This is a genomic window from Pseudarthrobacter kochi, assembly GCF_055412805.1.
In genome coordinates this window covers 1-24,584 of record NZ_JBVAYV010000005.1, presented here as the reverse complement: position 1 = coordinate 24,584, position 24,584 = coordinate 1, and the positions used below count along the sequence as shown (strand labels likewise).

Genomic DNA, 24,584 nt, shown 5'->3' with positions numbered 1-24,584 from the left:
CAAACCTGAGGGGAAGGTCGACAGATGGGGCAGCGACCAGGCACAGGCAGGCCGCGGCGGGAACCGGGGCTGGTGCTCGCACTGGAGCTGGCCGGCACCGGACTGCTTCCCGACGTCGGCGGCAAAGCGGCCAACCTCGGTGAACTGATCCGCGCCGGGCTGCCGGTTCCGGCCGGTTTCTGCCTGACCACCCAGGCTTACCGGCGCGCCACGTCGGGTGCCGGCCTCGACCTTGTCCACGCTGACCTGGCCGCGACCGCCCCGGATGACCTGCCGCGGCTGGCCGGGCTGGCCGCCGCCGCCCGCCGCGCGGTCCTGGCCGCGGACGTGCCCGCTGACATCGCCATGGCTGTCCGTGACTCCTATGCGGCGCTGGGAACTGACGTCCCGGTGGCGGTCCGCTCATCCGCGACTGCCGAGGATTTGCCGTTCGCCAGTTTCGCCGGCCAGCAGGACACCTTCCTGAACGTCGTGGGCGTGGAGTCAGTCCTGGCGGCGGTCCGGCAGTGCTGGGCCTCGCTCTGGACGGACCGTGCCGTGAGCTACCGCGCCACCCACGGGATCGGCCCTTCAACGGTGTCGCTCGCCGTGGTGGTCCAGCGAATGGTCGACGCAGCCGTGGCCGGAGTCCTGTTCACAGCCAATCCGGTCACCGGACGACGGCGGGAGGCGGTCATCGATGCCAGCCCCGGGCTCGGCGAAGCCGTAGTCTCCGGGGCCGTCAACCCGGACCACTTCGTCGTCGACAGCGCCACCCGAAGAATCCTCGAGCGCCTGATTGGGAGCAAAGGGCTGGCGATCAGGCCGCTGCCGGGCGGGGGAACCGAACGGATCGACCAGCCCGGCGCCGGGTCGCAGCCCTGTCTGGACGATGCCCAGCTCCTGGCGCTGGAACTCCTTGGCCGCCGCGCCGCAGTGCACTTCGGCGCGCCGCAGGACCTCGAATGGGCCATCGACGGCGGCGGAGCCGCCTGGCTGACGCAGTCGCGGCCGATCACCACCCTCTACCCGTCGCCGGAGCGGCAGCGGGTCCTGGCCGGGACCCGCGTCTACCTGTGTTTCAGCCTGGCCCAGGGCCTGACGCGCCCGCTGACGCCGATGGGGCTGGCGGCCTTCCGGCTGATTGCCTCGTCCGTGGCCCGCGCGGCGCATTTCGAGGTCCCGGCACCCCACGACGGGCCGCCCCCGTATGTCCAGGCCGGCCAGCGCCTCTTCTTCGACCTGACCCCGGTTCTGCGCAGCGCCATTGGACGGGCCATCGTGCCGAGCGTCTTCGACGTGATGGAAGCCCGCTCCGCGGCCGTGTTGCGCGGCCTGTTCGATGACCCCCGGTTTTCCGTCACCAGCCGGTCCCCGTGGCGGGTGCTGCGGCACGTCGGCCCTGTGGCGGCCCGGGCCAGGGTCCCGGAGTCGCTGCTCCGCGCCCTGCTTCGGCCGGAGGCCGCGCTGCGCCGGGCGGACCGCTTCGGCGAACGCTTCCGGGCCGCCCTGGTGGTCCCGGCCGGGTCCACCGCGGCGCAGCGCCTGGACCACGTGGAGCGCATCCTGGGCCAGGAGCTCTTCCCGGTGGTGCCCAACATCCTGCCGCTGCCGGCCCTGGGCTTTGCCCTGCTGGCAGCCGCCGGCAGGCTGCTGGGACCCGTTGCCGGCCCGGGTTCGCTGCAGCCGGTCCTGCGGGGACTTCCCCACAACGTCACCACCGAAATGGACCTGGCACTCTGGCAGCTCGCTGCAGCCATCCGGGCCGACGCCGAGTCCGCAGCGGTATTCGATGGCGCTGTATTCGACGGTGCTGTGTCCGATGACGCAGGGGTGCCGGAACTCGTCCGCCGCTACCGGGCCCGCGGGCTGCCCGCCGTCGTGCAGTCCGGCCTCGCCGGTTTCCTGGGCCGTTACGGGCACCGGGCAGTGGCTGAAATAGACGTGGGAATGCCCCGCTGGTCCGACGACCCGGCCCATATCCTCGGGGTCCTGGCCAACTACCTGCGCCTGGACGATCCCGGCCAGGCTCCGGACCGGCAGTTCAGCAAGACGGCGCGGGACGCCGAGTCCCAGGTGGAGCGGCTGTCCGCCGCCGCGGGGGAGCGGAGCAGGCTGCGCGGCGCGCTGGTGCGGGCGGCACTGAAACGCACCAGGATGTTCGCCGGGCTGCGGGAACTGCCGAAGTACCACATCGTCGAGGCCCTGGCCGCGGCCGGCCGCATCACTGAAGCGGACGACGTCATCTTCCTGGACCTGGTCGAGGTCCGCGACGGCCTCTCGGGGACGGCGCTGCACACCGTCGTGGCGCAGCGCCGCGAAGCCTACGCCCAGGAACTGGGCCGCCGGCACATCCCGCGCGTGCTGCTCTCGGACGGGACGGAACCGGAAGCGCTGCAGGCCGGTGCTGCCGGGACGGATGCCGGAACCCCGGGAGTCCTGACGGGCACCCCGGCATCGGCCGGCACCGTCACCGCCGCCGCCCGCGTCATCCTGGAGCCACAGGGGGCGCACCTGGAGCCCGGCGAGATCCTCGTGGCTCCGTCCACGGACCCGGGCTGGACGCCGCTGTTCCTGACCGCCGGCGGACTGGTGATGGAAATGGGCGGCCCCAACTCGCACGGCGCGGTGGTCGCCCGGGAGTACGGGATTCCCGCAGTGGTCGGGGTCCCGGACGCCACCTCGCTGATCGTCACCGGGAACCGCATCACGGTCGACGGCGCCGCGGGCACCGTCGCACCGGGCGCCGCGCCCGAGGACGCCTAGCTACAGTGGCATCATGAGTGACGTGCAGGGTGCCCCGCGGCCGGTGGCGGACGACGGCGGGACCGGGCCCGACCAGCCGGCAGAGCAACAGGCGCCGAAGCCCGGCGTCGACGATCCCTGGCTTCCCGGTTGGCTGGTCCGCCACCCGCTCACCGCCGGCTGGGCCTGGACCGGATTCTGGGCGGCACTGATCATCGCGGACGACGCCTTCGACTTCGCGGGCTGGGCCTGGTACGTGATGGTCGGGATGGCCGCGCTGCCCACCCTCCTGGCCACCCTTGCATTGCTGCAGGCCACTCCCAGCCGGCATCTCAAACGGCGGAATGACTCCGTGCTGGGGCACTTCTTCGTCCGCTTCCTCGCCCTCACGGCGGCGTTCCTCGTGTGGGGTGTCTCCGTGGTCATGAGCGCGTCGATTTCCACCACTATCCAGTCACTCGTCGGCGCTTCCGAGCGGGAGGTCACAGCCGTGGGGTTCCACCTCCTGCTGGCCGCTGTCCCCCTTGTGGTGTCCGTGCTCTGGCTGGCCTTCATCATCCGCTGCGCGTGGTTCCTGCGGCGCCTCCGCGGCTGGAGACAGGACCCCGCGTCGTCCCTGCTGCCCAAGAAATTCCTGCGGGGGCGGCCGCGGCTCAGGCGGGTCGTCGTCGGCCTGGCGCACCCGGGGCTGTTGCTCGTCGCCGGACTCGGGACCTCGGTCCTCGCGCTCCTGCTCGGGGCGGTCGAGCTGACGCTGAATGTGCTCACCTGAACGCGATGCCGGGCCCGGACCAACGGCGTCGGCCCCAACACCAATCTGCCGGGGAAAGGGTGAAACGGGCCATTCCCGGGCGTACTGTTGAATCATGAGCTGCAAGGTTGGAGCGCCGTCGCAATGACGCGCAAATGGTTGCGTTGGATACCCGCTGTTGCTGTGCCTGCCGTGATCGCGGCCGGCGTCCTGTCCGGATCGCTGCCCGCAAATGCCGGAGACCCGCTGCCGGAGAAGACCCCGCAGGAGGTGCTGGTGCTGATCGCCCAGCACGGCGAAAAATCCCTGTCCGGGACCCTGGAACAGAGCTCCGGGATCGGCCTGCCGGAACTTCCGACGTCTGGGCCCGGTGCGGGGTCACCGGAAACGGCCTGGCTGGAACTGCTGACAGGACCCCACACCGCCCGGGTCTACCTTGACGGGCCCGGGAACGCCCGGGTGCAGGTCATGGACCGGATGGCGGAGCGGGACGCGGTCCGGCATGGCAACGAGCTGTGGTTCTACAACTCCAAGGACAACACGGCCGCCCATGCCCAGCTTCCGGCCGATGCTGCCGACCGCCACACGGCCCGCCCCGGCGGCGTGGCCACCCCCGAGGACCTGGCCGGCAAGCTGCTCGCCAAACTCGATGCGGGCACGGACGTGACCGTCGGCCCTGATGTCCAGGTGGCCGGACGGGCAGCCTACAACCTCGTCCTTACGCCCAAGTCCGACGTCACCCTGGTGGACTCCATCGCCATAGCGGTCGACGGCGAAACCGGACTCCCGCTCGGCGTCGACCTGAAAGCGCGGGGACAGTCCGAGCCGGCCTTCAGCGTCGCCTTCACGAGCCTCACGCTTGAGGCTCCGGATTCCTCCATCTTCAACTTCACCCCGCCGGCCGGGGCCACCGTCAAGGAAATTCCGTTGCCGGACCACAAGGCCGACGCCGCCAAGCCGCCGTCGGATACCGCCAAGTCGAAGGCTGGGAAGAAGCCCACCGTTACGGGTACAGGCTGGGAATCGGTGCTTGAGTTCCCGGCGGGAGCACTGGCGCTGCCGGCCCGGAACGGAACACCTGACCCCGCGACGGCCAACCCGCTGCAGCCAAGGGCCCCGCTCCCCGACGGATCCCGGTCCGGCGCCGGCGCGCTGCTGGAGCAGGCTGCCGTCGCTGTCCCGGGCGGACGCCTCGTATCGACGTCGATCGTGAATGTGCTGATCCTCGACGACGGACGGATCTTTGCCGGATCGGTCCCGTTGGAGCGGTTGCAGGCCGCCGTCGAACTCGGTAAATAGTCCGGTGACCCCCCCGGTGACCAACGCGTGACCGCCGCCGCGCCGGCGACGGAACTGAGCATCGAGACCACCGGCCTCAGCAAGCGCTTCGGCCGCCAGCTGGCCGTCGACGGCGTCGACCTTGCCGTGCCCAGGGGCTCGGTCTTCGGCTTCCTCGGTCCCAACGGCTCGGGCAAGACCACCACGATCCGGCTGATGCTTGGGCTCGCCGCGGCCACGTCCGGCTCCGTTCGGCTCCTCGGCCAGGAGATGCCGGGGCAGCTGCACGGCGTGCTGCCCCGCGTGGGCGCACTGGTGGAGGGGCCCGCGTTCTACCCGTTCCTCTCCGGCGCGGCCAACCTGCACCGCTTCGACGCCGCGGACCCGCATGTTCCCGCCGCCACCAGGAAAGCCCGCGTCCAGTCGGCGCTCGAGCGGGTGGGGCTGACGCACGCCGCGGACAAAAAGGTCCGGGCCTATTCCCTGGGCATGAAGCAGCGGCTCGGCATCGCCAATGCCCTGCTGGCACCCCGCGAACTCCTGATCCTGGACGAACCCACCAACGGGCTGGATCCACAGGGCACCCGTGAGGTCCGCAGCCTGGTGCGCTCGCTCGCTGCCGACGGCGCCACTGTGTTTGTCTCCAGCCACCTGCTGGCCGAAGTGGAACAGATCTGCACCCACGCGGCCATCATGAGTGCGGGCCGGCTGGTGGCGCAGGGGACCCTCGCGGAACTGCGCCAGGACGGGCAGGCGAGGATCCGGGTCCTGACGCCCGACGCCGGGGCCGCGGCCGAGGTGTTCGCCCGGCTGGGCCTGAGCCCGGCCGTGGACGTCCCGAACGACGCCGGGGCGCCCGCCCGTGCCGGTTCCGGCAGCACAGGTTCCAGCGGCGCACCCTTCGGCGGTGCAGGCGACGTGCTCTACGCACCACTTCCCGCCGGGGCAGGCAACGGAGCTGTGGCGCCGGAGGCGGTGGTGGCCGCCCTGGTGGCGGCCGGGGTCCGCGTACGGGGCTTCGCCACCGAACAGGTCAGCCTCGAGGAACGCTTCGTGGCGCTGACAGGGGAGGGCTTTGACGTTGTCCAGTAAGGAATCCGGCGCCGCTGCGACGACGACCCGGCGAGGCACATGGGGCCGCGGCCTGCTCGCGTCCGAACTCGGGGTGCTCTTCCGCCGCCGCCGTACCTGGGCCATGCTGTGTGCGCTGGCGGCCATTCCCATCCTGATTGCCGTGGCGGTCCGGGTGTCCTCCGCGGTGCCGGCGGGCCGGGGGCCGGCGTTCCTGGACCGGATTTCCCAAAACGGCCTGTTCGTCGGGGTGACCGCCATGCTCGTATCGGTGCCGCTGTTCCTGCCGCTGACCGTCGGGGTGGTGGCGGGGGATACCGTGGCGGGCGAGGCCGGGCTCGGAACCCTGCGGTACCTGCTGGTGGCGCCCGCAGGCCGGGTCCGGCTGCTGCTCGTGAAGTACGCCGGGGCGGTGGCCTTCGCCATCGCGGCGCCGCTGGTGGTGGCACTGGTCGGGGCCGCGATCGGTGCGTCGCTCTTCCCGGTGGGGCCCGTTTCGCTGCTTTCCGGGGACTCGATCGAACCGGCCGAGGCACTGGTGCGGCTGCTGCTGATTGCCGCCTATCTTGCCGTCTCGCTGATGGGCCTGTCGGCGATCGGACTCTTTATGTCAACGCTCACGGACGTGCCCGTGGGTGCAATGGCGTCCACGGTGGTGCTCTCAGTTGTCTCGCAGGTCCTGGACGCGCTGCCGCAGCTGGAATGGCTGCACCCATGGCTGTTCAGCCACTACTGGCTCGACTTCGCGGACCTGCTGCGCCAGCCTGTCGCCTGGGATTCCTTCCTCACGAACTCGCTGTTGCAGGGCGGCTACGTCGCCGTTTTCGGCGCGCTCGCCTACGGCAGGTTCATCACCAAAGACGTGCTTTCCTAAGCACGGTATGCGGCCATCCCGAAATCCGGCGACGGCGGGGGCTGCTCAGGTTCAGTACCGCGCGGCGACGGGGTGAAGCTGCATGCCGGACATGGAGGCGAGGTCCGTCACGGTGATCCCGGCGTCCTCGTTCAGTGCCTGGACCACACGGCCGCCGCCGAGGTAGATCGCCACGTGGTAGAAACCCGGTGCCGAGCCCCAGACCAGCAGGTCCCCGGGCTGGGCCTGGGCGAGCGGAACGTGCACGGGGGCCTGTGCGAACTGCTGGGACGCGGTGCGGGGCAGGTATTTTCCGGCCGCGGCGAAGGCGTTTTGCACCAGGCCGGAGCAGTCGAAGCCATAGGCCCCTGTTCCGCCGTACTGGTAGAAGTAGGGCGAGCCGACCTTGCCGAGAGCCACGGAGATTGCCGTCCGGTTGGAGCCGCCCGGGGAGGGCGAGGGCGGTGGAGCGGGTGCGGGAACCGGTGCGGGACCGGGCGCCGGCAGGGCCGGAGCAGGGGCGGCAGGGCCTGGGCCCGGAGCAGCGGGTACCGCTGGCGGCACAGGAGCCGGTGCGGCCGGTGCCTGCGGGCTCTGGTTTACCGAAGCGGGGCTGCCGGCGGTGGGCTCCGGGGCAGGCCCCTGACCGGAGCCCTGGGCGGGCGCCGCCGTCACTGCGGCCAGCCGGTCCTGCTGGCGCTGCAGGTCCAGGGCGTCCACCCGGGCGGATTCCAGAGCAACGGTTGAGTTCTTGAGGTTCGCGAGCTGGTCCACCAGCACGGTCCGCTGCGTCCTGGCCTCGGACACAGCCGTCCGCTGGGCATCGCTGGCACGCTCGGCATCGAGCTTGCGCGTCTCCGCCGTCCGCGCGGCCTCGTCCGCGGCCCGGTTGGCGTCGGCGGCGGCAGCAGTCAGCGACTCGGCGGCCACTGCGGCGGTTTCCGCGGACTGGAAGGCCCGGGTGCGGCCGGCTGTGACGGCCTCGAGGGTGGCGGCCTGTTGCAGGGCGTTGCCGCTGCCGCTGACAAAGCTGCTCAGGGCGGGATTCAGCCCGCCGTTGCGGTAAAGATCGCCGGCGAGCTGGCCGATCTGCTTGCGCGTTTTCTGCTGCTCCGTCCCGGCTGCCCCGGCCCTGGCGGCGGCCACCGCGGCGGCGTCGCGCCGGAGCTGGAGCTCCACGAGCGCTTCGCCGTAGGCGTTGTTGGCCTGCAGCGACGCGGCGAGGCTGGCGTCCTGGGCCGCGGAGGCATCCGCCAGGAGCCGGTCAATCGTGGCGACCTGTGCCGCCGTCGCGCTTTCACTGGATTTTGCGGCGGCAATCTCGTCCGGAGAAGGAACGTCCGGCGCAGCCGGGACTCGTTCTGCCGGGACCTGGAAGGCCGGCGGGAGCGGGGCCGCGTTCGCGGGAAGGGCCAGAGTCCCCAGGAGTACGACGGCGGCGCACAGCGCGGCCGTCTTTCGGCCGGAACCGGTCCAAGTCATGGGCAAACCTCGCTGCAGTGTCGGGCTGGAGCGGGTGGGCGTGGCTTCCGGCGCGTGGAAAACCCGCGGCTGAACCCCCAGCACGGTCGAGGCTACGTGCCAATTGCCACTTTGGCAACACTGGTCACATCAATAACATAAACAACAACTATGTCATTTGGTCACATTGCGGCGGGCGTGTCGGCAGCAGAGTCCGCGGCGGACACCCCGCCGGAGATTCCGGGGTCAGGCGTGCTGGTGTGACTCGTGTTCCGCGTGGGAGGCCGGTTCCAGCTGGAAGGTGCAGTGCTCGGTGTCGAAGTGCGAGCCGAGGCAGCTGACGAGTTTGTCCAGGACCTGGTCGGCGCCGCGGGCACCCAGGGCCGCGTCCTCCACCACCACGTGGGCTGAAAATACGGGCACGCCGGAGGTGATGGTCCAGATGTGGATGTCGTGCACCGACACCACGCCCTCCACGGCCAGGATGTGCTCGCGGATCAGCTGTACCTCCACACCCTTGGGGGTCGCCTCGAGCAGCACGTCCACCACATCGCGGAGCAGGTGCCAGGCCCGCGGCAGGATCATCAGCGCAATGACGATCGAGGCGATGGTGTCCGCCGCCTGGTAGCCGGTGGCCATGATGACCACTGCGGCGGCGATCACGGCGAAGGAGCCCAGCAGGTCGCCCAGGACCTCGAGGTAGGCGCCGCGGACGTTGAGGCTTTCCTTCTGGGCGCCGCGCAGGATCAGCAGGGACACAAAGTTGGCGACGGCACCCAGGACGGCGGCGTACAGCATGACGTCGGTCTGGACCTCGGGGGCGGAGCCAAGCCGGCGGATGGCTTCCGTAAAAATGACCACCGAGACGACAATCAGCACCAGGGCGTTGGCCAGGGCGGCCAGCACCTCGGCGCGCTGGTAGCCGTAGGTCCGCTGGTCGCTGGCCGGCCGGGCGGCGATCCATGCGGCCAGCAGGGCGATGAAGACTCCGGCGGCGTCGGAAAGCATGTGGCCGGCGTCCGCCAGGAGGGCGAGGGACCCGGAAACGAGCGCCCCGGCGATTTGGATCAGGACGACCGCGAGGGTGATGGCAAGGACCGTGACCAGGCGCTTGCGGTGCCTGGCAGTGCCGGTGGCAGAGATGCCGTGTGAGTGGCTGTGGTCGTGTCCCATGCCTACAAGGCTAGCCCCAGCCGAGCTCGTGCAGGCGCTCGTCACTGATGCCGAAGTGGTGCGCGATCTCGTGGACCACGGTGACCGTCACTTCCTCGATCACGTCCTCGCGGGATTCGCAGATGTCCAGGATCGGTTCGCGGTAGATGGTGATGCGGTCCGGCAGCGAGCCGGCGTCCCACCACGAGTCCCGTTCGGTCAGCGGCACGCCCTCGTAGAGGCCCAGCAGCACGGTGTCCGGGTCCTCGCCGGGCTGGGGCGTGTAGTCGTCCTCGATGAAGATGGCCACATTGTTCATGGTCTTGGCGAGTTCCGGCGGGATCCGGTCCAGGGCGTCGTGCACGGCGGCCTCGAAGTCTGTCTCGGACATCGGGAACGGCGCGTGCGGTTGGTGGTGTCCGCCGTCGTCCGGGCTGTCCGGAATGATGGGCAGGCCGGGCGGCAGGGTAGCGGGCATAGCTGAAACTCTAGCGCCGAATCAGCGGGACCTGCGCCGGGTCAGGCCCACCCCCACGAGGCAGATGGCGCCGCCCACCAGACCCCAGACGGTGGGGATTTCGCCGAGTACCAGCCAGGAGATGAGGATCGTGGTCCCGGGCACCAGGTAGGTGGTGGCGGCGAGCCGGCCGGCGTCGACGAGGGACAGTGCGTAGGCCCAGGTGGTGAAGGCAATCGCGGTGGGGAAGACGCCAAGGTAGACGAGTCCCAGCGTGGCCGGCAGCGGGGCGACCTGCAGTTCGGCGATCAGCTGGCCGCTGAAGGGGAGGCAGCAGATTGCGCCGACCATGATCCCGAACCAGGTGGCCTGGGCCGCGGGGAACTTCCGCAACACCGGCTTCTGCACGATGACGCTGACCGCGGCGAGGGCCGCCGCCAGCAGGCAGAGCAGCACGCCGGCGACGTCCGCCGTCGACCGCTGGCCGGAGCCGAGCGCGATCACGGCGACCCCGCCGAACGCGACGAGGCTGCCGATGATCAGCCAGCGCGGGAAGCCCTCCTTGAGGATCAGGCCGGCCATGATGGCGACCAGGATGGGGTTGACGTTGATCAGCAGGGCGGCAGTGCCGGCGTCGAGGAGGTGCTCCGCGGCGTTCAGCGCGACGTTGTAGCCGCCGAACCACATCACGCCGTAGGCCAGGATGGGCCACCATTCGCGGCCCCGGGGGAGGTTCTTGTTCTTCAGGAGCTGGGGCAGCACCACCGCTCCCAGAACGACGGCGGCAACCGCCAGCCGGCCGAGGGTCAGGGGGCCGGGGGAGAAGCTGGGCCCGACGGCGCGGATGCCTACGAAGGCTGAGGCCCACAGGACCACGGTGACGATCACGGCGGCGATGCCGAGCCTGCTGATCTGTCCCGGCTGGGCGGGCTGGGCGGCGGGAGTGTGCGGCGGCACTTCGTGGGTGCCGTCCGGATGCGTGCTGTCCGGTTGGGGTGAGCCCGTGCGGGCGGTTGTTGCCATGCTGCCAATCTAGTCCGTGCCGGGCCTCGGGGACTGGCGGAAATCGGCCACGTCTAGTCGAGTTCCTGCCATCCGCGGCCGGTCCGGCCCCGTCGGCTTACCGGAGGGGCCGGGCTGCGGCCTGGATGGCCGCGGCGACCTCGTCGAGGGCGGCCGATCCGTGCCGCCACTGCTGCCAGTGGAGCGGCACGTCAACGTGCGCTGCGGGGTCCAGGGAGACCAGTGTGCGGCGCTTCAGTTCCTCCGAGACCTCGATTTCGGGGAGCAGCCCCCATCCCATGCCCCAACGGATGGCTTCGCCGAACTCGTGGGCGGCCGGGACGTAGTGCCGCGGCGGCTGGAGTGCCTTGCGGCTCACGCCCCGCAGGTAGCGGTCCTGCAGGTCGTCCTTGCGGTCGAAGATGATGACCGGGGCCTCGGCGAGCGTTCCTGCCAAGGCCCCGCCGGGGAACCACCGGGCGGCGAAGTCCGGGGTGCAGACCGGCAGGTAGCGCATAACACCCAGGCGCCGTGAGGAACAGCCCGGCGCCGCCTTGGCCGTGGTGGTGATGGCGGCGGCCGCGGCGCCGCTGCGGAGAAGCTCCAGCGAGTAGTCCTGGTCCTCGCGCAGAATCTCCAGCTGGACCTTGCCTGCCACGGCGGCCAGGCCCGGCAGCGCCCAGGTGTGCAGTGAATCGCTGTTGATGACCAGGGTCAGGCGGGCGAGGGAGGGCTGGGCGCCGGGCTGCAGCTCTTCGGCCAGATCGGCGGAGAGCATGTCCAGCTGCCGGGCGAAGCGCACCACCGCGTGGCCGTGCGGGGTGAGTTCGACGGGGCGCGTCCGTTTCAGCACCGGGCGGCCGACGGCTACCTCGAGGGCGCGGACGCGCTGGCTCACTGCCGACGCCGTGACCGAGAGGTGGCGGGCGGCGGCCTCGAAGCTTCCGTGCGCCACGATGGCAGCCAGGGTCCGGGCCTGGTCCGGATGGATGTCGATCATTAGATCATCTTATGTTGGCCAAGAATTATTAACTGGTTTCATGTCCCCGCGCCCCCTAGCGTGGGACGGGTGATCCTCTCTCTCCTGTCGGGCCTGGCAAGCGGGCTGTCCCTGATCGTCGCCATCGGTGCACAGAACGCCTTTGTGCTCCGCCAGGGCGTCCAGCGCTCGCACGTCGTGCTGGTTGTTGCCGTCTGCGCATTGTCCGACCTCGTGCTGATCGTTCTGGGTGTGTCCGGGGTGGGCGTCCTCATCGAGCGGGCGCCCGCAGTTCTCGAAGTCGTGCGCTGGGCGGGCGCCGCCTTCCTCCTGGCATACGGGGCGATGGCAGCAATGCGGGCCGTCCGCGGAACGCAGGCCTCCCTGCCTGGGGCCGGGCAGAAGGGAACCTGGGCGGCCGCGCTGGGGACCTGCCTCGCGCTGACCTGGCTCAACCCCCACGTCTACCTGGACACCGTCCTGCTGCTGGGATCCCTGGCCGGCACCCACGGCCCGGACGGGCGGTGGTGGTTTGCTGCCGGCGCCGGCCTGGGCAGTATCGTGTGGTTCGCCGCCCTCGGCGCCGGTGCCCGGTTCCTCGCGCCGGTGTTCGCCCGGCCGGGCAGCTGGCGCGTGCTTGACGGCGGCATCGCCTTGGTCATGGTCACCCTGGCTGTCATGCTCGTAACCTGAGCTTGTCAGACGTCCTGCACAACGCCCCACAAAGGAAGCTCCCATGTACGTCCCCGCGCATTTCGCCGCCGACCAGGGCGCCATCACGGAACTGCTCTCAAACTCCGGGGCAGCCAACCTGGTGACATCGACGGAGCACGGCCTGCTCGCGACGCTGCTGCCGTTCGTCTATGACCCGGACGCCGGCGACCACGGGGCCCTGCTGGGCCATGTTGCCCGCAGCAACGACCAGGGGCTGCTGCCGGCATCAGGCGAATCCCTCGTCATCATCCAGCGGTCCGATGCCTACATCTCCCCGTCGTGGTACCCGTCCAAGGCCGAACACGGCCGAGTGGTGCCAACCTGGAACTACACCACCGCGCACGTCTACGGCCGGCTTGTCATCCATGACGACCCGGCATGGGTGGAGAACCTGGTCCGCCGGCTGACCACGCTGCACGAGGCATCTTCGGCGGACCCCTGGACGGTGGACGACGCCCCCGCCCGCTTCATCACCGGCCAGCTCCGGGCGATTGTCGGCGTCGAACTTCTCATCACGAGGGTTGAAGCCAAACGCAAGCTCAGCCAAAACCGGCCGGCTGCCGACATTGACGGCGTGATCACCGGGTTGCGGACCAGGGGCGACCTGGAATCGGCCGGCGATGTCGAGCGGGCGCAACAGGACCAGATCCGGCGGACCTGACCGCCCCAAAGGCCGGCGGCCGCCGATTTTGGATAATCCGGGGATGTGCCCTTATAGTTTTATAGTCCAGTTCGGAGGAACCCGAAAGGACAAAAATGAACGGCTTCGGCCCTTAATTTTTGCCCTTGTTTCAGTGGTTTCAACCGGATGGCGTTCTGGCCCCCATCGTCTAGCGGCCTAGGACACCGCCCTTTCACGGCGGCGGCACGGGTTCGAATCCCGTTGGGGGTACGCAAGGAACTGGTCAAACCGGATGGGAAAGTCTGGTAGGCTAAAGGCCTTGAAAAATTGCGGTAGCGATACTGCAGCAAGAAAATAGCAAGGCCCTGTAGCGCAGTTGGTTAGCGCGCCGCCCTGTCACGGCGGAGGTCGCGGGTTCAAGTCCCGTCAGGGTCGCTCTGATTGCCGGAAGAAATTCCTGCTGTCATGGTGACATGTCACCTAGGCTCTGTAGCTCAGTTGGTAGAGCGTTCGACTGAAAATCGAAAGGTCACCGGATCGACGCCGGTCGGAGCCACCACTGGGAAGCATCAGTTCTTCGGAACTGGTGCTTTTCTTCTTTAACCCCATCGATTGCTCCGCAGGTGCCGTTATGGGGGCCCAAAAGGGCACCTGCGGAGCAATCGATGGGGGTCGACGGCGGCGGCCGGTTTGCGGGCCGGCCCACCGGCCGGGCTAGACTCGCACGCTGGGGAAAGAACGGCACGACCGCCGGCATCTCGATCGGGCCGGCGGTGCAATCTCAACCGAAAAGTGATTCCTACACGTGATCTTCAAGAATGCTCTACGCCCGCTGACCGTTATCACCCTCCTCGCGGGCCTGGCACTTACCGCCTGCTCGGCGCCGGAAGCCGGCAGTGCGCCGTCGTCCGCGGCCGCCAGCCCCGCACCGTCGACCGCGACGGCGAGCCCCAGCAAGTCCTCCGGCCCCTGGGGGGACTTTGCCACGGCGGCGGAGGCCTGCACCAAGATTTCGGAGCAGGCCACCGGCTCCACCCTGCTGCCCCTGGCGGCTTCACAGGGCACGGCTGCCGAACTGGAGAAGACCAAAGCCGAGCTGAGCCGCACCGCGGAACGAGTCCCCGACAGCATCAAGGCCGACTTCACGACCCTCAGCCAGGTGGCCATCGCCGGCATCAAGGACCAGACGGTTTTCTCCAGCGGCAAACTCCAGGACGCCATGGCTCCGGTGCAGGGCTGGCTCGCCGCCAACTGCACGTAGCCAGACCCCCCGACCCTGACCGTGCGCGGCCCTGGCTGCCCCTGACTCTTTGGCGTTCCCTGCGCCAAGCGGCCACCATGTCGGGGGCAGGTACTAGGGTGGTCACAAAGAGAAGGGGGAGTGCCTCATGGAATACCAGAATTCCCAGTCCGCAGCGGCCCCGGTGCCCGGGCCGGCGGCCAACGTGCCCATTCTTGGCGGCGGCCGCACCGTCATTTCCGAGACCGCCGTCGCGAAGGTCGCGGGCATCGCCGCCCGGGCCGTCCCCGGTGTCTACTCCCTCGGATCGGGGCCGTCCCGTGCGCTGGGCGCTTTCCGCGACGCCGTCGGCAGCGCGGACCACGCCGCCGGTGTCCGTGCCGAGGTCGGCGAAACCCAGGTGGCCGTCGACATTGACCTGGTGGCGCTCTACGGCACACCCCTTCACGCCCTGGCGGACCAGATCCGCGCCGCGGTGTATGCGGCAGTGCAGGAGCTCGTCGGGCTCCAGGTCATCGAAGTCAACATCGAGATCAACGATGTCTACGTGCCCGGCCCGGCGAAGCCCGGTACCCCGGCCGAGACCCGGCCCTCAAGGGAGGCAATCCAGTGAATCTGACCGTTGTGGGGATCGCGATGGGCGCCTTCGTCGCGTTCATGTCCTTCCAGTTCGGCGTCTGGGGTTTCCTCGGCGCCCTGCTGTTCATGGGAATCGGAGCACTGCTGGGCCGAGCCGCGGAAGGGAAACTGGACCTGCGCAGCGTGCTTGACGCCCTCACGGGCCGGCGTTCCTCCTCATGAGTGGCGCAGCTGGTGCCGTCCACGCCGCCGCGCGGGCTGGACACACCAGGATCAGCACCCAGGCGCTCACCAGCGTGGCGCAGGCCGCCGCTGCCGAAGCCCTTGGGGTTACGCCGCAGGAGGTCCGCGCTGAGTGGACCGACGACGACGGGCTGTTGGCCCTGTCCCTTGTCGCCCCCATCACCGTCCCCCCGCTGACTGCCCTCCTCCGGGATCCCGGCCGGATCGCGGGCTTCGGCGGTTCCATCTGGGACCGGGCCGTGGCCGCCAAGGCCGACATCCTGCGCCGGGTGACCGAGCTTAGCGGTGCCCGGCTGAGCCGGGTGGACATCCGGATCAGCGGCGCCAGCGTGAGGGAAGGAGGGCGCGTCCATTGAGCCACGACACCGAGCACGAACCGGGCGGCGGGCGCTACGTCCCGCCTGCCCCGCCCGACGCGCCCACGGCCGGCAGCACCGGACCTGCCGGGGCAGCCGTCGAGGGCATGGAGCGGATCCTCAAGCGCGAGACCCACTCCTCGAGGGCCGTGGCCTCGATCCTCGCCGCTGTCCTGGTCATTGCGCTGTGCGTCTACGCCCTCCTGGAAACAGCGGTCCGGGCCGTCGGGCAGCCGCCGTGGCTCGTGGATCCCGATACTGCGGCGGAGCAGGTGGTGGCGCTCCCGAACGGGGTTCCGCCCCTCCTGCTTGGGGTGGTCGGTGCGGTACTGCTGATGGCGGGCCTGTTCTTCTTCCTGAACGCAGTCCTGCCTGGCCGGCGTGCCCGCCACCTTCTGCAGGACCGCCGGACCGCCGTCGTCGTGGACGACGAAGTGATTGCCTCCGCGCTGGCACGCCGGGCACGGGTGGCCGCCAATGTGAGCCAGGAGCAGGTGATGGTGACTGTGTCCCGGCAGCAGGTCCAGGTCAACGTCCGTCCGACGTCCGGCGTCCCGCTGAGCCCGGATGCCGTGCTCGCGGCCGTCCAGGATGAACTCCGGGACATGAGGCTGGCCCCTACGCCTGAAGTCCGGATCGGTGTGGCCCCGGCCGGGGTGATCGGCGCATGAACGGCACCCCCAGAATCCTCAACCGGGTCCTCATCGGCATCCTGGGAATTGCCCTGTCCGGACTCGGGGTGCTGCTCATCCTGCTGGCGAGCGTGCCGGCGGTGGCTGTGTGCTGGCAGGGATGGGCCGCCGGTGTCTGGAGCATCTGGCGGGACCTCTTCGAACGCACCCGCTTCCCGGGGCGTGCGGAGAGCTGGCTGTGGATTGCGGTGGTCCTGGCACTGCTCCTGGTGAGTGGTGCCATGGTTGCCTGGGTCGCCCAGCAGGGCAAGGGCAGGGCAAACCTGCTCGTGTCCGAAGAGGATCCGGGCGAGGTGCCCGGAAGCGTCAGGATCGGCAGCGGCGTTGCCGAGCAGGCGCTCCGGGCTGCGTTGGCGGACCGTCCGGACCTGGCTGGCGCAACCGTTTCAACCTACGAATTCCGCGGCGAACCGGCCCTGAGAATCAGGATCCAGCCACGCCAGGGCGTCGCCCCCCACCGGCTTGCAGCCGAGGTGTCCGCCCTCGTGGAGGCGCTTGACCTCGCGATCGGCAAGCGTACCGTGGTGCTCATCCATATCGTCTCGGGTGCCCGGTCAAGGTTCGGGCGGGCTGAGCGGGTCCGCTGATCCCCGCGGTGAGGTTGCCGCAACATGTTCGCGGGTCGCGCGCAGGGCGGGCGGCGGGCCGACTTCCCAGCAGCGGCGCGCATTGGCGTGCATAGCTGTGTGCCCGGCGAGGGTCTCCTTTCCGCAAAGGTTGTGTGTAAACGCTTGCATTCCTCACCGGATGGTGATTATTGTGATGGGCACCACACGCACGCACCGCCGCTCCAACGCCGATCGCTACCTAGTCAATGAGGAGTTTTCCGCATGAAGAACCGCAACTATTTGCTGCCCGTCGCCTCGATCGGGGTTTTGGCCCTATCCCTGACGGCCTGCAGTGGATCCACCGGCGGCACCGCCAGCTCCGGGTCAGCAGCCGACACGGACTGCGCCGCGTATTCCAGCTACGGCAAGCACGACGGAAAGACTGTTTCTGTGTACTCGACCATTGTCGATATTGAAGCGACCAATCTTGAAGCGGCCTGGGCGCCCTTTGAGAAGTGCACCGGCATCACTGTGAAATATGAGGGCAGCAAGGAATTCGAGACCCAGATTGGTGTGCGGGCCAAGGCTGGAAACGCGCCGGACGTCGCCATTTTCCCGCAGCCCGGACTCATGGCTGACCAGGCAAGGGCGGGCAACCTGAAGGAAGCCCCTAAAGCCGTTTCGGACCTTGTCGACAAGAACTGGTCGGCCGACTGGAAGAAATACGGAACCGTCGACGGCAAGTTCTACACGGCACCGATGCTGGCCAACGTCAAGGGATATGTCTGGTACGCACCCAAGACATTCAAGGCCAAGGGCTGGGAAGTCCCCAAGACCTGGGACGAGATGCTGACTCTCAGCAAGAAGATCGCGGACGACAAGGCGATGAAGCCCTGGTGTGCGGGATTCGAATCCGGCGAAGCCACCGGCTGGCCCGGCACGGACTGGATTGAGGATGTTGTCCTCCGGGCAGAGGGCCCTGAAGTCTACGATCAGTGGGTCAGCCATCAGATTCCCTTCAACGATGCCAAGATCGTCAAAGCCTTTGACAAGACCGGTGAGATCCTGCTCAACCAGGGCTTCGTCAACGGCGGCTTCGGCGACGTACGGTCCATCCTGACAACCGGTTTTGCGCAGGCCGGTCAGCCGGTGCTTGATGGGCAGTGCGCCATGCACCACCAGGCCAACTTCCAGGCCGCCAACTGGCCGCAGGGGACCGTTGTCGCGCCGGAGGGTGACGTCTGGGCGTTCATGACCCCGCCGATCGACGCCAGCCGGGGCGAGTCCATCACGGGTGGCGGCGAAATGGTGGGCGCATACAAGGACACCCCCGAGGTCCAGGCGTACTTGGCCTACATGGCCAGTGCTGACTTCGCCAACAACCGCGTGAAGCTGGGCGGCGTCATCAGTGCCAACAAGGGACTTGACCCGAACAACGCGCAGTCCGAACTGGACAAGCAGTCCGTCAAGCTCCTCCAGGACCCGAAGACGGTATTCCGCTTTGACGGCTCTGACCTGATGCCCGGAGCCGTCGGCTCGAACTCCTTCTGGAAGGGAATTGTCACCTGGATCAACGGCACCCCCTCCCAGCAGGTCGCCGACACCATCGAAGCCAGCTGGCCGAAGAGCTGATACTTAGTGCGCTGCCTTCCTGCACAGTACGTCCTGGGCAGGAAGGCAGCGTTTTCTCTCGAACTCACTGATCCACGGACACCTCGAAGGATGGGCTATGGAATTTATCGGAGGGAAACTTCTTCAAGTAGTGATTGCACTGGCGGTCTTTGCCGCCATCATTGGCCTCATCATGCTGGTGGTGGACAAGGCGCCAAAATCGTCGAGAGACAAACTGACGGTCATCGGTTTTCTGGCGCCGGCAGCAATCCTTATGCTGGTGGGTCTCGTGTATCCGGCTATTCAGACCTCGTTCTTCGCTTTTACTGATGCCAAGGGCCAGCCGAACGGCGTCGACAACTTCGTCTGGATGTTCACCCAGCCGGAAGCCTTGGTGACGCTCAGGAACACGATCGTCTGGACGGTCCTGGTGCCCCTGTTGTCAACGGGATTCGGCCTCGCTTACGCCGTGTTCATCGACAAGGCCCGGGGCGAAAAGGTATTGAAGGCCCTGGTGTTCATGCCGATGGCCATCTCCTTCGTAGGAGCGGGCATCATCTGGAAACTTGTCTACGATTATCGCGGTCCGGGTATTGAGCAGACCGGCGTCCTGAATTTCTTCCGTGTTGCCATGGGGATGCAGCCCAAGCAATTCCTGCTGGATGCGCCGGAAAACACCATCTTCCTGATTATCGTGATGGTTTGGATTCAGACCGGGTTCGCCATGGTTGTTTTGTCGGCCGCGATCAAGGGAGTGCCCACGGAGCTGGTTGAGGCCGCCCGTTTGGACGGTGCGAATCCGTGGCAGCAATTCCGCAATGTCACCATTCCCGGGATCCGCGGGGCGCTGGTCGTAGTGCTGACCACCATTACGATCGCGACGCTGAAGGTCTTTGACATTGTCCGGACCATGACAGCCGGCAATTACGATACCTCCGTCGTCGCCAATGAGATGTACACCCAGGCATTCCGGGCCGGTGAACCAGGCCGCGGTGCGGCCCTCGCCCTGGTGCTGTTCCTGCTGGTCCTGCCCATCGTGGTGTACAACGCCCGCGTCCTTCGTCAGCAAAGGGAGATCCGATGACCGCCACCCCAGTTCCGGACGAGGCCTCGCAGGAGACCCGGATCCGCCCCCGCGCCGAGCAGCCCAACGTCACCGGATCACCGGAGGATGCCGCTCCGATCATGCGCAGGGTCAAGCAGAAACTGACGTCGCGCTGGGCCACGGCGGCGGCTTTGCTGATCGCCGTCGTCTGGACGGTGCCGACCTTCGGGTTGTTTGTTTCCTCGTTCCGCCCGGCTGCGAAACAGGTCGGACCGCGCTCGGACGGGTGGTGGAACTTCTTTGAGGACTGGCAATTCACATTCCAGCACTATATAGACGTGACCGCCTCGGCCGGTTCCCAGTCGCCGAATTTGTCCCAGTACTTCGTGAACTCCCTTGCCATTGTCATACCCGTCACCCTGTTCATTCTGGTCCTGGCGTCCATGGCGGCCTACATCTTCGCCTGGGGCAAGTTCCGGGGCCGGGACGGACTGTTCATTTTCGTCTTCGCCCTGCAGATCATCCCGCTGCAGATGTCCCTGATACCGTTGCTCCAGCTCTTCACCCAAGTCCTCCAGATGCCCTCCGGCTCCTACGCCCAGCTGTGGATTGCCCACACGATGTTCGGACTGCCGTTGGGGATCTTCCTGCTGCACAACTTCATCTCGGAGATCCCGGGCGAAATGATCGAGGCGGCCAGGGTCGACGGCGCCGGGCACACCACCATTTTTTGGCGGATCATCCTGCCGCTGTCGGTGCCGGCGCTGGCGTCGTTGGCCATCTTCCAGTTCCTCTGGGTTTGGAACGACCTGCTGGTGGCCCTCGTATTCTCCGGCGGCACCGCGGATGTGGCTCCCATTACCCAGCGGCTGGCGGAGATCTCTGGCACCCGCGGAAGCAGGGATTACCTCAACCCCGCTGCGGCATTCGTGTCGATCATTGTCCCGCTGGCAGTCTTCTTCGGGCTGCAGCGCTACTTTGTCCGTGGCCTGCTTGCGGGTGGGCTGAAGGGATAGCCGCGGCGAGCCGATAAGGGGACACGGTGGCAAAGACAACAGACAGGGCACAGCGCGGAGGCCACTCCGGCGTCAGCATCGAAGATGTTGCCACGGCCGCCGGAGTGTCCACCGCCACCGTGTCCCGCGCCGTCCGAGGACTGCCCAGGGTTTCGCCGGCAACCCGGGAGAAGATCCTGGGCATCGCCGAAGAACTGGGCTACGTGGCTTCCTCGTCAGCGTCCGGGCTGGCCACCGGGCGCACCAGGACCATCGGCGTCCTGGCGCCCTTCGTGAGCCGCTGGTTCTTCTCCAAAGCCATCGAGGGCGCCGACCGTGAACTGCACGCCCGCCAGTACAACCTCTCGCTCTTTAACCTGGGCGGCCACGGCAGCAACCGTGAGCGGCTCTTCAGCAAGACTATGGTCTACAAACAGATCGACGCGCTGCTGGTCCTGTGCATGGCGCTGACCCACGAGGAAATTGCACACCTCCAGAAAATCGACATCCCGTTGGTCGTCGTCGGCGGCCACGTCGAGGAATGCCCCTACATCGGGATCGACGACTACGCCGCCGCCGCAACGGCCGTCCGGCACCTGATCGGCCTGGGACACACGGAGATCGCCCTGCTGCACGGCGATGATGAAACCGACCTCAACTTCGATGTCCCCCGGGTCCGGATCAAGGCCTTTCAGGACGTTATGGCCCAAGCCGGCCTGAACGTCCGGGACGAATGGGACGAATGGGGGGACTTCACGGTCCGCAGCGGCCAGGACGCCTTCCACCGGCTCTGGGACGGGCCCGGACCGAAGCCCACGGCTATCTTCTGCGCCTCGGATGAGATGGCCATGGGAATCATCTTCGAGGCCGCCCGGGCCGGGGTGCGGATCCCTGAGGACCTCTCGGTGATCGGGATCGATGACCACGACTTCTCCGAGGCCATGGGTCTCACCACCGTCAGGCAGCGCCCGGACGAGCAGGCCGAACTGGGTACCAAAATGCTGCTGGACGAGCTCGACGGGATCACCGGATCAGTGCGTTCCACGGTGGCCCCGCACCAGCTGATAGTCCGCGGCACGACGGCCCCGCCCCGCAGCGCGGACGCGGCAGCCTGGGACAGCGCAGCGGCCCCGCAGCTGCCGGCACCTTGAACCATGAGCCCGGCCGCCGGCAGCGCTCCTAATCAGTGTCTGAGGCGGGGGGCGGGCGAACTATTTTCCGGCCCTATTTCATCTTTCTTGAATGCCAGCCATAAGAGCGAAATATCCCGGCACGCGCTGCGGGACAGCCTTGGACTTCATAGGGACAACTTCGATGCTGACCGGGCCGTCGTCGATCAACTGCCAATCCGCGTCAGGGAATACTGCATGCCTCTCCTGGGCCCCGAATCGACCTGGCCGGGGCAGGTTCTCCAGGGCACGCTGCAACTGGCGGGGCATGCTTCCGCGAGTTGCGCCGAGTTCTGCCAGGTACTCGAGGCTGTTCCCGGGGAAGTTGGTTTCGGCGATGAATGCGCGGCCCTTGCTTCCGACGACCGTCCGGATGTTTGCCGCCATGGCAGCTTGTTTGTCGGGTTTCAGGACGTGAAAAACCCCGCGGACGAAGACATTTGCCGGCCCCAGACGACCGAACAAAAGTTCGCCGGCAGCTCTGTCCGCGGCATCCAGGACCATGAACTCGGCGTTGTGGATGTCCTCCGATTCCCCGGCAGCCCGCGCGACGGCGCCGGCGGACACGTCGATTCCCATCACCCTGGGAAAGAGCTCGGCAAGCCAGCGGGTGTGGGTTCCGTTCCCGCACCCCACATCGATGACGGGAAGGGCCGGATCGAAGTGGGCAACGATTAAGTCCTTGTATTGCCCACGCTCCGCCGCGGAGCCGGAATCCCAGAGCACGTCGCCGGCGCCGCCCGTGGTGTGGATGCCGTTCCAGTATCTGTCCCACGCGGTGTTCGGATCCTTTGGGGCCCGGGACGCGAGGCGCACCACTGTCGGGACTAGCAGCATCCGGTCCCAAAGCGTCGACATAGAACCACTTTACCTATGCGGTTCAGTGCTGCGGACCCGGTCGAGGATATCACTGGCCGGTACGGGGCGTCCGTAGTAGTAGCCCTGCCCGTATAGGCATCCCATTTCCTCCAGCTTTGCGGCCTGTCCGGCGGTTTCGACGCCCTCGACGATCGCCTCGAGTTCGGCTGCGGAAATCAGCTGCAGAATGGCAGAAACGAACTTTTGCTGCTGAGGGTCGGAATCGAGGTCCTTGATGAGGGCGTGGTCGACCTTCACAGCGTCCGCGGGCAGCGACCGAAGATAGCTGATCGACGAGTAGCCGGTGCCGAAGTCGTCGATTTGCAGACCGATGCCCAGAGCCCGGAGTCCGCTCAGAACCTGTTCTTCTCCCGTTCTCCGGGACATCAGCACGGTTTCGGTGATCTCCAGCACCAGGCGGCAGGGTTCCACCTCATGCGTGGCCAATGTTGCCTGGACGTCTTCCAGTAAATCGCTTCGGAGAAGCTCAGCGGCCGAGAGGTTCAGGTGCAGGCGGAAGTTTGTGAGCTCGGGTGCGGCTGTCTTCCAGCGGCTTAGCTGGGTGATGCCTTCATGAAGGACCCACCGACCCAGTTCCAGTATGAGGCCGGTTTCTTCCGCGATGCTTATGAACTTATCGGGCATGATGGTCCCGTGTACGGGGTGGTGCCATCGGACCAGGGCTTCTACGCCAGCGACTCTGCCGGAAGCCAATTCGATCACGGGCTGGTAGAGCAGCGCCAGGTGGCCGCTGGCAGCTGCGGTGCGCAGTTCAGCCGTTATTCGCGAGCGTTCCTGGACTGCGTTGAGCATATCGGGGTGGAAGAGCTGGACCTTGTTCCTGCCCTGGGCCTTCGCCTGATACATGGCGATGTCGGCGTCGCGCATCAACTCCTCTGCTGTGTAGCCGGGGTCGCGGAGGCAGACTCCGATGCTGGCCGTGGCCCAGACGGTTTCGGTTCCGATGTCCACGCTTTCCTGCAGGGCTTCCCAGGCGCGGTGCGCTATGTGCAGGATTTCCGCTTCTGTCGCGCCGGTGATGAGGACGGCGAATTCGTCCCCGCCCAGGCGCGCCACGGTATCCGAGGCCCGCACAGCCGCCCGGAGGCGGCTGGAGACTTCGACCAGCACGGCGTCACCGGCGCTGTGGCCGAGCGTGTCATTGATGGCCTTGAAGGAATCCAGATCCAGGATGAGCACGGCCGGGGCATTCCCGCCGTGGGCACTGGCCAGGATAGCGTCATTAATCCGTTCGTTGAGCAGGATCCTGTTTGCCAGGCCAGTCAGGGCATCGGTTTTGGCCATCTGCTCCAGCTCGACCTGCGTTCGTCGTAACATGGCTGTCCGGGCGGTTACCCGGGCCTCCAGGTCCGCGTGGATGTGGCCTAGTTCTTCTGCCAGAAGGTTGACGCCGGTGATGACGGCATCAATTTCATCCCTCTGTTCGGAAGGCTCTATGCGCGCACTCAGCTCGCCGGCGGCCAGCCGGACGATGCCGTCAACCAGCTGTTGCAGGCGTGCATCCTGAATGTCTTCATCCGGATTCATGCAGGCGAAAGCGCGGGATGACGCAGTGTGTGTGTTTCCGGGCGAATCTCAGTTAGCAGATGCCAGCCGTCACCGGTTGCCATTGAGCCAGTCCATTGCCTCGGTGCGGGATGTGAAGAACCGCGTGGGACAGGGAGGTACGTGCACGCCGAGGAAGAAGTTCGCCACTACCCGGTCCACGGGGGAACGCCCCAGAAGGGCGATGCGGGAGGCACTGCAGGGAATGGACCAGATACTTCTGGCTTCCCGGCTGACCGACGCAACCTCAGCCATATCAACGAGCATCGGGCGCTCTTGACTCTGGCAGACCTCGTTTACCTTCGCCATGGCCGCTCGTGCGTCTTCGACTTCAATGGCGATGCCGGACAGCCACTGCAGATGGATGAGGCCGTCGTCGCGCAATTCGACACTGCCCTTTCCACCGTCCACAGTTTCCGGTGCTGTGACCACGTACCCTCCTTAGCCTTGATCCACCGATGATGGTCGGGGCGCCGACGGCGGTTTAAACCGAGAATGCCCGTCTTTGGCGGATTCTAGGGGTCGATGCAACACCCGAGGTCAGCTGGCTTCCAGTAGATCACGAAGACGCTCGGCCGGGGTGTCCCAGTCCAGTGTTTTGCGTGGTCTTGCGTTGAG

At 67.4% G+C, this 24,584-nt stretch carries 25 protein-coding genes and 3 tRNA genes; 20 read left to right on the top strand and 8 right to left on the bottom strand.

Annotation, left to right across the window (positions count from 1 at the left end):
* Positions 1-24 precede the first annotated feature (24 nt).
* The 5 genes from ACZY0Y_RS04225 to ACZY0Y_RS04205 all read left to right on the top strand — a co-directional run bounded on the left by ACZY0Y_RS04225 (position 25) and on the right by ACZY0Y_RS04205 (position 6,698).
* Positions 25-2,745, top strand: a complete 2,721-nt coding sequence (locus ACZY0Y_RS04225; protein WP_463956902.1) for a PEP/pyruvate-binding domain-containing protein — start codon at positions 25-27, stop codon at positions 2,743-2,745.
* 13 nt (positions 2,746-2,758) lie between these two features.
* Positions 2,759-3,496, top strand: a complete 738-nt coding sequence (locus tag ACZY0Y_RS04220; RefSeq protein ID WP_463956901.1) for a hypothetical protein — start codon at positions 2,759-2,761, stop codon at positions 3,494-3,496.
* 123 nt (positions 3,497-3,619) lie between these two features.
* Entirely contained in the window at positions 3,620-4,774 is a 1,155-nt protein-coding gene (locus tag ACZY0Y_RS04215; RefSeq protein ID WP_463956900.1) for a LolA family protein, read from the top strand.
* A 27-nt stretch (positions 4,775-4,801) separates the two neighbouring features.
* Positions 4,802-5,845, top strand: coding sequence for an ABC transporter ATP-binding protein (locus tag ACZY0Y_RS04210; RefSeq protein WP_463882119.1), 1,044 nt, complete (start codon positions 4,802-4,804; stop codon positions 5,843-5,845).
* A complete protein-coding gene (locus ACZY0Y_RS04205; RefSeq protein WP_463956899.1) occupies positions 5,829-6,698 on the top strand; it encodes an ABC transporter permease in 870 nt (289 codons plus the stop codon). The genes ACZY0Y_RS04210 and ACZY0Y_RS04205 overlap by 17 nt, the downstream gene beginning before the upstream one ends.
* A gap of 51 nt (positions 6,699-6,749) precedes the next feature.
* Here ACZY0Y_RS04205 and ACZY0Y_RS04200 read toward each other — a convergent pair whose 3' ends face one another.
* From ACZY0Y_RS04200 to ACZY0Y_RS04180, 5 genes are all read right to left on the bottom strand, one after another.
* A complete protein-coding gene (locus ACZY0Y_RS04200; protein WP_463956898.1) occupies positions 6,750-8,159 on the bottom strand; it encodes a C40 family peptidase in 1,410 nt (469 codons plus the stop codon).
* A 225-nt stretch (positions 8,160-8,384) separates the two neighbouring features.
* On the bottom strand, positions 8,385-9,311 hold the full coding sequence (locus tag ACZY0Y_RS04195) for a cation diffusion facilitator family transporter (RefSeq protein WP_463956897.1): 927 nt from the start codon (positions 9,309-9,311) through the stop codon (positions 8,385-8,387).
* A 10-nt stretch (positions 9,312-9,321) separates the two neighbouring features.
* Positions 9,322-9,768 (bottom strand): metallopeptidase family protein, encoded by a 447-nt coding sequence (locus ACZY0Y_RS04190; protein WP_463882130.1) that lies wholly within the window; start codon positions 9,766-9,768, stop codon positions 9,322-9,324.
* Positions 9,769-9,789: 21 nt separating this feature from the next.
* Positions 9,790-10,770: a DMT family transporter gene (locus tag ACZY0Y_RS04185; protein WP_463956896.1), complete on the bottom strand. Its 981-nt coding sequence runs from the start codon at positions 10,768-10,770 to the stop codon at positions 9,790-9,792.
* 97 nt (positions 10,771-10,867) lie between these two features.
* A complete protein-coding gene (locus ACZY0Y_RS04180; RefSeq protein WP_463956895.1) occupies positions 10,868-11,749 on the bottom strand; it encodes an ArgP/LysG family DNA-binding transcriptional regulator in 882 nt (293 codons plus the stop codon).
* Between the two features lie 69 nt (positions 11,750-11,818).
* Here ACZY0Y_RS04180 and ACZY0Y_RS04175 point away from each other — a divergent pair, with 69 nt between their 5' ends.
* The 15 genes from ACZY0Y_RS04175 (at position 11,819) to ACZY0Y_RS04105 (ending at position 21,524) form a co-directional block, all read left to right on the top strand.
* On the top strand, positions 11,819-12,421 hold the full coding sequence (locus tag ACZY0Y_RS04175; RefSeq protein WP_463882137.1) for a LysE/ArgO family amino acid transporter: 603 nt from the start codon (positions 11,819-11,821) through the stop codon (positions 12,419-12,421).
* Between the two features lie 43 nt (positions 12,422-12,464).
* Positions 12,465-13,103 carry an FMN-binding negative transcriptional regulator gene (locus tag ACZY0Y_RS04170; RefSeq protein WP_463956894.1) on the top strand — a complete coding sequence of 213 codons (639 nt, stop codon included), beginning with the start codon at positions 12,465-12,467 and terminating at the stop codon, positions 13,101-13,103.
* Between the two features lie 158 nt (positions 13,104-13,261).
* Positions 13,262-13,334, top strand: a tRNA-Glu gene (locus ACZY0Y_RS04165).
* Positions 13,335-13,425: 91 nt separating this feature from the next.
* Positions 13,426-13,499: transfer RNA gene (locus ACZY0Y_RS04160), tRNA-Asp, on the top strand.
* A 48-nt stretch (positions 13,500-13,547) separates the two neighbouring features.
* Positions 13,548-13,623 (top strand) — tRNA-Phe (locus tag ACZY0Y_RS04155).
* Between the two features lie 246 nt (positions 13,624-13,869).
* Entirely contained in the window at positions 13,870-14,325 is a 456-nt protein-coding gene (locus tag ACZY0Y_RS04150; RefSeq protein WP_463956893.1) for a hypothetical protein, read from the top strand.
* 127 nt (positions 14,326-14,452) lie between these two features.
* Positions 14,453-14,917 (top strand): Asp23/Gls24 family envelope stress response protein, encoded by a 465-nt coding sequence (locus tag ACZY0Y_RS04145; protein WP_463956892.1) that lies wholly within the window; start codon positions 14,453-14,455, stop codon positions 14,915-14,917.
* The gene (locus ACZY0Y_RS04140) at positions 14,914-15,105 is read left to right on the top strand and encodes a hypothetical protein (protein WP_024367397.1); all 192 of its coding nucleotides are present in this window, start codon (positions 14,914-14,916) and stop codon (positions 15,103-15,105) included. Before ACZY0Y_RS04145 ends, ACZY0Y_RS04140 begins: the two co-directional genes overlap by 4 nt.
* The gene (locus tag ACZY0Y_RS04135) at positions 15,102-15,482 is read left to right on the top strand and encodes a hypothetical protein (RefSeq protein ID WP_463882147.1); all 381 of its coding nucleotides are present in this window, start codon (positions 15,102-15,104) and stop codon (positions 15,480-15,482) included. Before ACZY0Y_RS04140 ends, ACZY0Y_RS04135 begins: the two co-directional genes overlap by 4 nt.
* A gap of 107 nt (positions 15,483-15,589) precedes the next feature.
* Entirely contained in the window at positions 15,590-16,153 is a 564-nt protein-coding gene (locus ACZY0Y_RS04130; protein WP_463956982.1) for a DUF6286 domain-containing protein, read from the top strand.
* Positions 16,150-16,761, top strand: a complete 612-nt coding sequence (locus tag ACZY0Y_RS04125; protein ID WP_463956891.1) for an Asp23/Gls24 family envelope stress response protein — start codon at positions 16,150-16,152, stop codon at positions 16,759-16,761. The genes ACZY0Y_RS04130 and ACZY0Y_RS04125 overlap by 4 nt, the downstream gene beginning before the upstream one ends.
* A gap of 243 nt (positions 16,762-17,004) precedes the next feature.
* Entirely contained in the window at positions 17,005-18,354 is a 1,350-nt protein-coding gene (locus ACZY0Y_RS04120) for an ABC transporter substrate-binding protein (RefSeq protein ID WP_463956890.1), read from the top strand.
* A gap of 97 nt (positions 18,355-18,451) precedes the next feature.
* A complete protein-coding gene (locus ACZY0Y_RS04115; RefSeq protein ID WP_463956889.1) occupies positions 18,452-19,417 on the top strand; it encodes a carbohydrate ABC transporter permease in 966 nt (321 codons plus the stop codon).
* Positions 19,414-20,394 carry a carbohydrate ABC transporter permease gene (locus ACZY0Y_RS04110; protein ID WP_463956888.1) on the top strand — a complete coding sequence of 327 codons (981 nt, stop codon included), beginning with the start codon at positions 19,414-19,416 and terminating at the stop codon, positions 20,392-20,394. The genes ACZY0Y_RS04115 and ACZY0Y_RS04110 overlap by 4 nt, the downstream gene beginning before the upstream one ends.
* A gap of 26 nt (positions 20,395-20,420) precedes the next feature.
* Positions 20,421-21,524, top strand: coding sequence for a LacI family DNA-binding transcriptional regulator (locus ACZY0Y_RS04105; RefSeq protein WP_463956887.1), 1,104 nt, complete (start codon positions 20,421-20,423; stop codon positions 21,522-21,524).
* Positions 21,525-21,602: 78 nt separating this feature from the next.
* On the opposite strand, the gene ACZY0Y_RS04100 is transcribed toward ACZY0Y_RS04105, so the two are convergent.
* From ACZY0Y_RS04100 to ACZY0Y_RS04090, 3 genes are all read right to left on the bottom strand, one after another.
* Positions 21,603-22,400, bottom strand: coding sequence for a class I SAM-dependent methyltransferase (locus tag ACZY0Y_RS04100; RefSeq protein WP_463956886.1), 798 nt, complete (start codon positions 22,398-22,400; stop codon positions 21,603-21,605).
* 9 nt (positions 22,401-22,409) lie between these two features.
* Positions 22,410-23,948 (bottom strand): putative bifunctional diguanylate cyclase/phosphodiesterase, encoded by a 1,539-nt coding sequence (locus ACZY0Y_RS04095; protein ID WP_463956885.1) that lies wholly within the window; start codon positions 23,946-23,948, stop codon positions 22,410-22,412.
* A 69-nt stretch (positions 23,949-24,017) separates the two neighbouring features.
* The gene (locus tag ACZY0Y_RS04090) at positions 24,018-24,398 is read right to left on the bottom strand and encodes a DUF7793 family protein (protein WP_463956884.1); all 381 of its coding nucleotides are present in this window, start codon (positions 24,396-24,398) and stop codon (positions 24,018-24,020) included.
* Positions 24,399-24,584 lie beyond the last annotated feature (186 nt).